8 protein-coding genes are annotated in these 10,368 nt (G+C 47.7%); 6 read left to right on the plus strand and 2 right to left on the minus strand.

From position 1 onward, the window contains the following. Nucleotide 1: 1 nt before the first annotated feature. Both folB and tsaD read right to left on the minus strand, forming a co-directional pair. Nucleotides 2-355 (minus strand): dihydroneopterin aldolase, encoded by a 354-nt coding sequence (folB, locus tag ACOSVP_RS17005; RefSeq protein WP_487348673.1) that lies wholly within the window; start codon nucleotides 353-355, stop codon nucleotides 2-4. Nucleotides 356-357: 2 nt separating this feature from the next. Continuing rightward, complete coding sequence (gene tsaD / locus ACOSVP_RS17010; RefSeq protein ID WP_487348674.1) at nucleotides 358-1,398, minus strand: tRNA (adenosine(37)-N6)-threonylcarbamoyltransferase complex transferase subunit TsaD; 1,041 nt, start codon at nucleotides 1,396-1,398, stop codon at nucleotides 358-360. A 380-nt stretch (nucleotides 1,399-1,778) separates the two neighbouring features. Between tsaD and rpsU the strand changes: the two genes are divergently transcribed. From rpsU to ACOSVP_RS17040, 6 genes are all read left to right on the plus strand, one after another. Then, a complete protein-coding gene (gene rpsU / locus ACOSVP_RS17015) occupies nucleotides 1,779-1,994 on the plus strand; it encodes a 30S ribosomal protein S21 (RefSeq protein WP_055463821.1) in 216 nt (71 codons plus the stop codon). Nucleotides 1,995-2,135: 141 nt separating this feature from the next. Further along, nucleotides 2,136-2,582: a GatB/YqeY domain-containing protein gene (locus tag ACOSVP_RS17020; protein ID WP_487348675.1), complete on the plus strand. Its 447-nt coding sequence runs from the start codon at nucleotides 2,136-2,138 to the stop codon at nucleotides 2,580-2,582. Nucleotides 2,583-2,588: 6 nt separating this feature from the next. Next, nucleotides 2,589-4,616 (plus strand): DNA primase, encoded by a 2,028-nt coding sequence (gene dnaG / locus ACOSVP_RS17025; protein WP_487348676.1) that lies wholly within the window; start codon nucleotides 2,589-2,591, stop codon nucleotides 4,614-4,616. A gap of 115 nt (nucleotides 4,617-4,731) precedes the next feature. Continuing rightward, nucleotides 4,732-6,585, plus strand: a complete 1,854-nt coding sequence (rpoD, locus tag ACOSVP_RS17030; protein WP_487348677.1) for an RNA polymerase sigma factor RpoD — start codon at nucleotides 4,732-4,734, stop codon at nucleotides 6,583-6,585. A 377-nt stretch (nucleotides 6,586-6,962) separates the two neighbouring features. Then, a complete protein-coding gene (locus tag ACOSVP_RS17035; protein WP_487348678.1) occupies nucleotides 6,963-8,360 on the plus strand; it encodes a PhoH family protein in 1,398 nt (465 codons plus the stop codon). A gap of 158 nt (nucleotides 8,361-8,518) precedes the next feature. Then, nucleotides 8,519-10,291, plus strand: coding sequence for an SLC13 family permease (locus ACOSVP_RS17040; protein WP_487348679.1), 1,773 nt, complete (start codon nucleotides 8,519-8,521; stop codon nucleotides 10,289-10,291). Nucleotides 10,292-10,368 lie beyond the last annotated feature (77 nt).

Genomic DNA, 10,368 nt, shown 5'->3' on the forward strand with positions numbered 1-10,368 from the left:
CTTAGGCGCTACGACGAATCTTTACACCGACAGCGCGGGCCGATGGCACCGCGCCTGGTTTACGCAACGTCATCGTAATGGTGGTCAAACCAAAGCGATCAATTAATACCGCACACAGGCGCTCTGCTAAGGTTTCGATCAACTCAAACTGGTGCTCTTTACAGAAGCCGATAATGGCGTTGGAAATGGCCTCGTAATCCAGAGTTTTATGGATGTCATCATTGGCCGCTGGCACACGGTTGTCGTGTTCCATCTCAATATCAAACACCAATTCTTGCCAAATCACCTTTTCCCATTCGTACACACCGATGACCGCTTTAGTGTGCAGACCTTCAATAAACACGATGTCTTGCATGCTTATACTTCCTCATTAATGTCAGGCAAATCTGCCAACGGCCAACGAGCACGGATCGACAGATTTAAAGGCGAATGCTGACCGGCCAACAAACGTTGAGCACCAGCGTAGGCGATCATGGCGCCGTTATCGGTACAAAACTCAGGACGGGCATAGAACACGCTCGAGTTAATTTTCGCCAATTGAATTTCTAACTGGCTTTGTAGGCGCTTATTGGCACTTACGCCACCCGCAATGATCAATTGCGTTAGACCTTCTTGCTCTAGGGCGCGACGACACTTGATCACCAAGGTATCGACGATGGCTTGTTCAAACGCCAAAGCAATGTCCGCTTGGAATTGATCATCAAAACCATCACGATCCAAAGCATCGTGTACCGCGGTTAGAAAGGCTGTTTTCAAACCACTGAAGCTGAAATCCAAGCCCGGGCGATCGGTCATCGGGCGTGGGAACTTGATACCCGCATCTGGGTTACCGTTTTGCGCCAGCTTAGCGATGTAAGGGCCACCAGGGTAAGGTAAGCCAATCATCTTCGCGGCTTTATCAAAGGCTTCACCGGCCGCATCGTCCAGCGACTGACCTAACAGCTTGTACTGACCTATGGCGTCGACACGTACCAGCTGGGTATGACCACCGGATACCAAGAGCGCAATAAAAGGCATTTTCGGCTGTTTTTCTTCCAACATAGGCGCCAACAAGTGACCTTCCATATGATGTACGCCCAAGGCCGGAATGCCTAAGGAATAAGCCATCGAACGACCAATGGTGGCACCTGCCATCAAGGCGCCCACTAGACCTGGGCCCGAGGTGTAAGCCACCGCATCCAAATCTGACTTTTTCAGGTTAGCGTCGGCCAACACTTCGTCGATCAAGGGTAAGGTTTTGCGCACGTGATCGCGCGATGCTAATTCTGGCACCACACCGCCGTATTCTGCATGCTGTGCAATTTGAGTGTAGATCTTATGAGTCAGTAGACCTTTTTCAGTATCGTAAATGGCGATACCTGTCTCGTCACAAGAGGTCTCTAAGCCTAAAACTTTCATGGTATTCCTACGCTGTTCGCTAATGCGGGCATTGTACCTCAAACTGTTTACACAACGTAGGTACTATTCACGCCGAAATCACAATCGCTCGGTAAAGCATTGGACAGGGGCGATCATTTCCTGTACCATGCCGCCCGATTTGATCGTTTAATTAAAAGGCAGGTGATTTTTTCCCGTCCCTCTCCTTATAAGACTCTATAATTAGAGCTAAGGATCGCTAAGTCAGGGGCACCCAAAGAGAATTTTGTACAATATTTGGGTACACACACTGTGAAAGCCGCACATTACGGCTCGTACCAATTTATTTTATGTTGAAAAATCGGTATGATTCGCGCCGTTTTGTGTATACAAACGACTAAATTATTTATAGGTAAATAGATATGCCAGCAGTTAAAGTTAAAGATAACGAACCATTTGACATTGCACTACGTCGCTTCAAGCGTTCTTGCGAAAAAGCAGGCATCCTAGCTGAAGTTCGTCGCCGTGAGTGCTACGAAAAACCAACTACTCTACGTAAGCGCGCAGCAGCTGCAGCTGTTAAGCGTCACGCTAAGAAAGTATCTCGCGAACAGAAGAAATTCCAACGCCTGTACTAAGCAATTGCTGATTGCTTAATTTTAAGCAATACCGATTGCAGTAGAGTTGAAAAGCTTTACGATAAGAAATCGGCTAGTTGTACAACTAGCCGATTTTTTTTGTTTCAATAACACGATTGCCCATTCCTAAGGAAGACAACCATGTCAGAATTGAAAAAACTAATTTCCGATACCCTTAAAACCGCTATGCGCGCGAAAGAAAAAGAGCGTGTTACCATCATTCGTTCCATCCAAGCAGAAATCAAACGCGTGGAAGTAGACGAACGCATCGAAGTTGAAGACGACCGTGTATTGGCAATTCTGGATAAGATGGTTAAGCAGCGTAAAGATTCTTTCCAACAGTTCACTGACGGTGGCCGTGAAGACCTTGCAGAAATCGAAAAGAACGAAATGGAAGTGATTGCTGAATTCCTACCGCAGCAACTGACCGAAGAAGAAATCACGGATATCGTCAAAGCAGCCATTGCTGAAACAGGCGCAACTGGCATGCAGCAAATGGGTGCTGTGATGGCCATTGTTAAGCCGCAAGTTCAAGGCCGTGGCGATATGTCTGTAGTGAGTAAGCAAGTTAAAGCACTGCTAGGCTAATAGACGATGGCGGGGCGCATTCCAGATCAATTTATTGATGAGCTACTGGCTCGTACCGACATCACTGATGTCGTTGCGTCTCGCATCACCTTAAAAAAGACCGGCCAAAACTACTCCGCTCTTTGTCCGTTTCATAACGAAAAATCCCCTTCTTTCAGCCTCAACCCAAACAAACAGTTTTACTACTGCTTTGGCTGTGGTGCCGGTGGTAATGCCATTTCCTTTGTAATGGAACATGACCACCTCGACTTCGTTGAAGCCATTGAAGTACTGGCCAAAGACGCCGGTATGGAAGTACCACGTGAACAAGGCGTACCGGATCGTTATGAACAAAACAGCGAACTCCTGAAACGTTTAAGCGAGTGCGCAACCTATTTCCAAGAGCAATTAACCCAAAGCCCACATAAGGACAAAGCACGTCATTACTTGGCTAATGAACGTGGTTTAACTGGCCAGATCGCCAAAACCTATGGTTTAGGCTTTGCCCCGCCAGGTTGGGATAATCTTCTGAAAAAGCTGGGCAGTCGTGCCGAGCATCAAGAACAGCTGCTGCAAGGCGGCATGTTGATCGAGAAAAAAGAGCAAGTGGGCCATTATTACGACCGTTTCCGTGATCGTATTATGTTCCCGATCCGTGATGCCCGCGGTCGCGTAATTGCCTTTGGTGGACGAGCGTTTGGTGACGAAAAGCCAAAGTACTTGAACTCCCCGGAAACCCCCGTTTTTCATAAGAACCTAGAACTGTATGGCCTCTATGAAGCCAAGCAAAATACTACGGTTCTCGACCATATCATCGTGGTCGAAGGCTATATGGACGTGATTGTGCTGGCGCAATATGGCATCACCAATGCGGTAGCCACCCTGGGCACTTCGGTCAACAGCCAGCATTTTAAAAAGCTGTTTAAGCTGGTGGATAAAGTCACCCTGTGTTTTGACGGCGATAAAGCCGGTCGAGCGGCGGCGATCCGTGGCTTAGAAGCCACCCTGCCAGTGATTCAAAACGGCAAACAGGTACGTTTCTTATTCTTGCCAGAAGGGGAAGATCCAGATTCCTTAGTGCGCAAAGAAGGCACCGAAGGCTTCTTAAATCTGTTAGACGATTCCTCGTCACTGGCCCATGTGTTGTTTGAGCACGCCCGCTCTTTAGTGACGTTAGCGGATGAAGAAGGCGAAGCCCAATTCACCCAGAATGCTATGGCTTTAATTCAAAGCATTCCGGCCGAAGCCACACTACGCTCACTCCTGATCAAACAGCTGTCGGAACAATCTGGCTTAAGCTCTGAGACGCTCACTGCCAACGCTCCCGTGGTACGTCACTATGATCACTCGCAGCCCAGCAGCTACGCACCACAAAGCTCTGATCAACCGCATTACGATGATTACGGTTATGATCAGATGGACGATGGCTATGCCCCCCATGACTACGATGATGCAGGCTACGCCCCCTACCCTGATGAGGGACACACATCTACTTCAGGCAATAAATCAGGCTTTGGTCAAAAAGGCGGCTTTAAGGGCAAAAAAGATCAGGGCAAATGGCAAGGTAAGGGCAAAGGTAAATGGCCGTCCAATGAGCGCGAGCAGTTTGCACCCTTGTCCCAGCAACCCAAGTTAGGACGCATCGCCCAAGCCACCTTATGTTTGCTGATGCACCCCGCCATTGCTCAAGAAGTAGACGTGCCCGACCCGTTATTATCCGGTGATACGCCAGAACGCCAAGCCTTTAGTCGGGTATGGCGTTATTTTGTCAAACATCCAGCCCATAATGCTGGGCACTTTTTATACCAAGAACGTAATCAAGAACTACTGCATACGGTTTATGAATGGCTCAATCACCCAGATGCCACCACCAAGCAGAAGCTTGGCAATGCGAAACAGGAAGTACTTGACCTGATCACCCTTCAATCGGATGCCCTAGGATTAAATTCTAGTATTCAGCGCTTGAAAAACAGCGGCAATGACGCCATTAACAATCCTCAGACACAGCAAGAACTGCGCGCTTTGATGGAACAGTTACGTAAAAAGAAGTCATAATTTCTGACTAATTATTACCCAATAAAAACGAGAATATCTGGATAAAATCCAAGGTTTTTGTTATAATACGCGGCTTGCTAATCTCCCAAACGAATTTCTAAACGAAGGTTGTCGAATGCCAGACACTCAACAGTCACGTCTTAAAGAGCTGATCGCCAAAGGTAAAGAACAAGGTTACTTAACTTTTGCGGAAGTTAATGACCATCTACCTGATGACCTTTCTGATCCAGAGCAGGTTGAAGAAATCATTGCCATGATTAACGACATGGGCATCGTGGTTTCTGAATACGCGCCTGATAAAGAAAGCCTTCTAATGGAAGAAGGCGACTCTACCGATGACGACGCAGCGGAAGAAGCTGCTGCAGCCCTAGCCGCTGTAGAAGGTGATGTGACCCGCACCACCGACCCTGTACGTATGTACATGCGTGAAATGGGTACTGTAGAACTACTGACTCGTGCCGGCGAGATCGCGATTGCGAAACGCATCGAAGAAGGCACACGAGAAGTCATGGCGGCGTTGTCATACTACCCAGGCGCCGTAGAAGTACTGCTTGATAACTACGATAAAGCCCTAGAAGAAGAAGGTCGCCTAAGCGATATCTTCAGTGGTTTCATCGATGGCGATGGCGAAGAGCCTGTTTTTGAAGAGCTTGAAGAAACGGTAGTTGAAGTCGACGAAGACGCTGAAAGCGAAGACGATTCTGATTCTGACGATGAAGAAAGCGACTCTGACAGCGAAGAGAATGAAACCGAAAGCGGTCCAGATCCAGAAGAGACAGCACTACGTTTTGGTGAGATTCGTCGTGCTCATCGCGAGCTTGCAGCCTTGTTTGAGCAACATGGCCGTGAACACCCAGAAGTGGCCGCGAAGCAAGAAGAGCTAAGCATTATGTTTGCGCCAATCAAGCTTTCACCAAAGATTTTTGATGAACTAATCGAGCGCATTCGCACACGTATGGACAAACTACGTGAGCAAGAACGTCTAATCATGCAACTGTGTGTACGTAAAGCCAACATGCCACGTACTGAGTTCTTGAAGCTGTTCCCGAACAATGAAACCAACCCAAATTGGATTCAAGAACGCATCGACGCAGGCGTAAGCTACTCGGAAGGCCTACAAGCCAACGAAGCGGAATTTATGCGTTGCCAGCGTAAACTACGCGGTATTGAAAAAGACACTGGTTTGTCGATTGCTGAACTGAAAGAAATCAACCGTCGTATTTCGATTGGTGAGACGCGTGCGCGTCGTGCCAAGAAAGAAATGGTGGAAGCCAACCTACGTCTGGTTATCTCGATCGCGAAGAAATACACCAACCGTGGTCTACAGTTCTTGGACTTGATCCAAGAAGGTAACATCGGTCTGATGAAAGCGGTTGATAAGTTTGAATACCGTCGTGGTTACAAGTTCTCGACGTACGCGACTTGGTGGATTCGTCAGGCGATCACACGTTCGATTGCTGACCAAGCGCGTACCATCCGTATTCCTGTGCACATGATTGAAACGATCAACAAGTTGAACCGTATCTCTCGTCAAATGCTGCAGGAAATGGGTCGTGAAGCGACACCAGAAGAATTGGCGGTTCGTATGGACATGCCAGAAGACAAGATCCGTAAAGTACTGAAGATCGCTAAAGAACCGATCTCTATGGAAACACCAATCGGTGATGATGAAGATTCGCACCTAGGTGATTTCATCGAGGACGACGGTGCAATATCACCAAGTGATACCGCGACAATCGAAGGCTTGAAAGAGTCTACGACCATGGTTCTTGCTGGCCTAACCGCTCGTGAAGCGAAAGTATTGCGTATGCGTTTCGGTATCGATATGAACACTGACCACACACTTGAAGAAGTAGGTAAGCAGTTCGACGTCACCCGTGAGCGTATCCGTCAGATCGAGGCGAAGGCGTTGCGTAAACTACGTCACCCAAGCCGTTCTGAGCACCTACGTAGCTTCCTAGACGACTAATAGCACGTCTAACTTATTGTTCAAAAAGCCCTTTATGGTTTCATCCTAAAGGGCTTTTTTGTTTTTCATGTCTCTATCAAGACACCAGATTATTTTTCTATCGCCTCTTCCCAGCCGTCGTATTTTTGTCATACACTGAAAATATGCTCAAGGTAATACAGAGTTTGCTAGTCCTTATGTTAGTGAATGCAGTTTAACGACAAGGCGCAAAGAAACACCTCCATCCACATGGGAAGCGTGATACTTAATGACTCAGAGACCTCAGCCCTACTTCCCACACCGCGCGTTCGCCGTACGCCACACCTTGCCGTATTCCTCTCATAATGCACCAGCTGATCTAATGGATTATTTATCTCTAAGTAGAGGAGAGAAGTACTATGGAAAAGATCTATGTGTTAGATACCAACGTGTTACTTCACGACCCAATGGCCATCTACGCCTTTGCGGAACACAAGGTCGTCATTCCGATGACGGTACTCGAAGAGTTGGATGAGATTAAAGATCGCAGAGATAAAGACGTCAGCCGCGAAGCGCGCTTAGCCATTAATATCATCGATAAAATCGTCGATGATGCTTCTCCGAAAGAGCTTCAAGAAGGCGTCCCTATTCATAGTCCTGAAACGGAAAAAGTCGCCAAAGCCCATGGCACCCTAGCGATCTTTCCAGACCAACAGATAACCCACACTGACAACGTGCCGTTCTTAAACGGTAATCACCACCACGCTAACGACAACCGCATCATCAACGTAGCCCTGAGCCTACAAGCTACCAATCCTCGCGCCAGTGCTTGCTTGGTGACCAAAGACATCAATATGCGCATCAAAGCCAAGGGCTCGGGCCTTGAGCGCGTCGAAGACTATCGTAAAGACAAGGTACTCGACGATGTCGATCTACTAAACAAAGGTTACATTGCCGTTGAAGGCCGCTTTTGGGATAGCATCAGCGATGTGAACACCGAAAGTCATGGGGTGCATACGGTTCATCGAATCCAGAAAGCCGAGCTACCAGAAGAACTCTACCTAAATATGTTTGTCATTGATGATGAAGAGTTCACAGGGTTTGTCGTGAACATCGATGATAAATACGTCTACTTAATCGATATCAATCGCGCCAGCCTGATGCATCAGTCTTTCTGGGGCATCACGCCGCGCAACCTTGAACAGGCCATGGCCTTCTATCTATTGCGTCATGACAACAGTGACATGATGATTATGACTGGCCCAGCGGGTTCTGGTAAAACCCTGCTAGCACTGGCCTATGGTCTGCATGTGACCATGGAAGAAAGACGCTTTAATAAGATCATTGTTGCCCGCTCTACCCCACCTTTGGCAGAAGACATCGGCTTCTTACCGGGTACCGAGGAAGAAAAAATGGCACCCTGGTTAGCAGCATTTGATGACAACTTGGAGATTCTGCATGGCAGTGACGAACATGCCGTGAGCAGCATTGATTACGTTAAACAAAAAGCCAACATCCAGTTTAAATCCTTAAACTTTATGCGCGGCCGTTCGTTCAACAATGCCTTGATCATCGTCGATGAGGCACAAGGTTTAACCCAATTCCAATTGAAATCCATCGTGACGCGTGTGGGTTCTAACTCTAAGATCATTGTCTTAGGTAACTTGGCGCAAATCGATAACAAATACATTACCCCACTTACCTCAGGCCTAACCTATCTAGTGGAGCGCTGTAAGGCGTTTAAATACACCAGCATTATGCATGTGAACGGCATCGAACGTAGCCGCTTAGCGGAATTTGCCGAAGAAAACCTATAATCATAACCGCGAGAGCGCATCCATATGCGCTCTCATCCCCCCCCTCAATCCATTCACTTTTAATTCCATAAAAATATATAAAAGCAATTTAATATTATTTTTAGAAATAAAGAATTCATTGCTACCATGCCATCTTCTTAGATTGGAGGAAACAAACAATGGGATGGGAAGGCTGGTTTACCGCACTGCTCACCGTAGCAGTATTGATCACACTCATTAAGACAAGCATTAAGCCTCATATTGTCATGATGAGCGCCCTAACCTTGCTCAGTGTGTTAGGCATCCTGGATGCATCCGAGGCGTTAGCAGGTTTTTCCAACTCCGGACTGATTACAGTGTCAGCCATGTTTGTCGTCGCGGCTGGTATTCAGCATTCCGGTGGTATTGAACTATTGGTCAATAAGCTACTCGGCCAACCGAGTACGTTAAAAAGCGCCCTAGTACGTGTCTTTTTGCCCGTGGTGCCACTCAGTGCATTTTTAAACAACACCCCAGTGGTAGCGACCATGATCCCGGCACTGGTGTCTTGGTCCAAAAAAACTGGGATTGCCCCGTCTAAACTACTGATTCCGTTGAGTTACGCTGCTATCTTGGGTGGCACACTCACCTTGATTGGTACCAGCACCAATCTAGTGGTGAACGGCCAATATCAGAGTCTGACAGGCAATGCGGGCTTTGGCTTATTTGATATTACCCTAGTCGGCCTGCCTGTCGCCGTGCTTGGCTTAGTGGCTATGTATTTCTTTGCGCCAGTTTTGCTTCCGAATCGACAAGAGCATAATCCGTTCTCCAACTTACGCGAGTTCACGCTGGAAGTGTGCGTCAGCCATGCAGGTCCATTAGTCGGTAAAAGTGTGAAACAAGCGGGATTAAGGGATTTAAAACAGGTCTACCTTGTTGAAATTGAGCGTGGTCATACGGTGCTGTCCGCCGTGTCATCGGATGAGATTCTCTATGGCGGTGATCGCTTAGTTTTTACCGGTGAATCGCAAAGCATTACCGAGCTAATGCGCATTCATGGTCTAGAAGCCCCAGCACAATTGGAAAAGTCTTCGTTAGAAGACCCACATGCCGGTCGAGTGCTGGTAGAAGTAGTCGTTTCCACCCACTGCGATGCCATCGGCAGCAATATCCGTGATGCCCAGTTTCGTAACCGCTATGGCGCCGTCGTGTTGGCGGTGGCACGCAACGGTGAACGTCTGACGAGTAACCTTGGCAATATCAAATTACAAGCGGGTGATACCCTGTTGCTCGAAGCTAGGCCAGCGTTTGTCAGTCGCCAACAATATAATAAGGACTTCTTGCTGGTTAATAATATTGAACAGGACATTCCTAATCACACCAAAGCCTCATTATCTTGGCTCATTCTAGGTACTGCAGTCGCCACTGCGGCCCTCAATTTTACTTCGATGCTCAATGCCGCTTTGGTCGCTGCGGGGGTGATGTTGGTGACTCGCTGTCTATCCATCAAGCAAGCGGAGAAGAGTCTCGACCTAGGCGTGTATTTGACCATTGCCGCCTCATTTGCCTTAGGCAGTGCATTGCAGAAAACTGGCGCCAGCGAATATCTTGCCCATGCCATTGTTGATTTAAGTGCCGGCGATGCCCTACTACTGCTGATTTTAACCTACATCAGCGTGTCGATTATGACCGAGATGATCACCAACAATGCCGCCGCGATTTTGATCTTGCCGGTGATTTTGGAAATCACCGCCCAAGCCAACTTAAACCCTGAGCCCTATATTTTCGCGATTATGATGGCCGCCTCTGCCAGCTTCGCGACGCCTCTAGGCTATCAAACCAACTTGATGGTGATGGGGCCCGGTAATTATCGGTTTTCAGACTTCTTAAGAATTGGCCTACCAATGAACGTTTTTATCGGCATTGTGACCATTGCCATCCTAGCAAGCTTTTGGTCCTTGAGCCTTTAAGGCGTTTGTTAAGCCTCTCTTTAAGAAAGCATCAGGCACAAAAAAAGCGGCTAACAAGCCGCTTTTTTACGTTTAAG

The organism is Marinomonas sp. HM11-D (assembly GCF_057626615.1).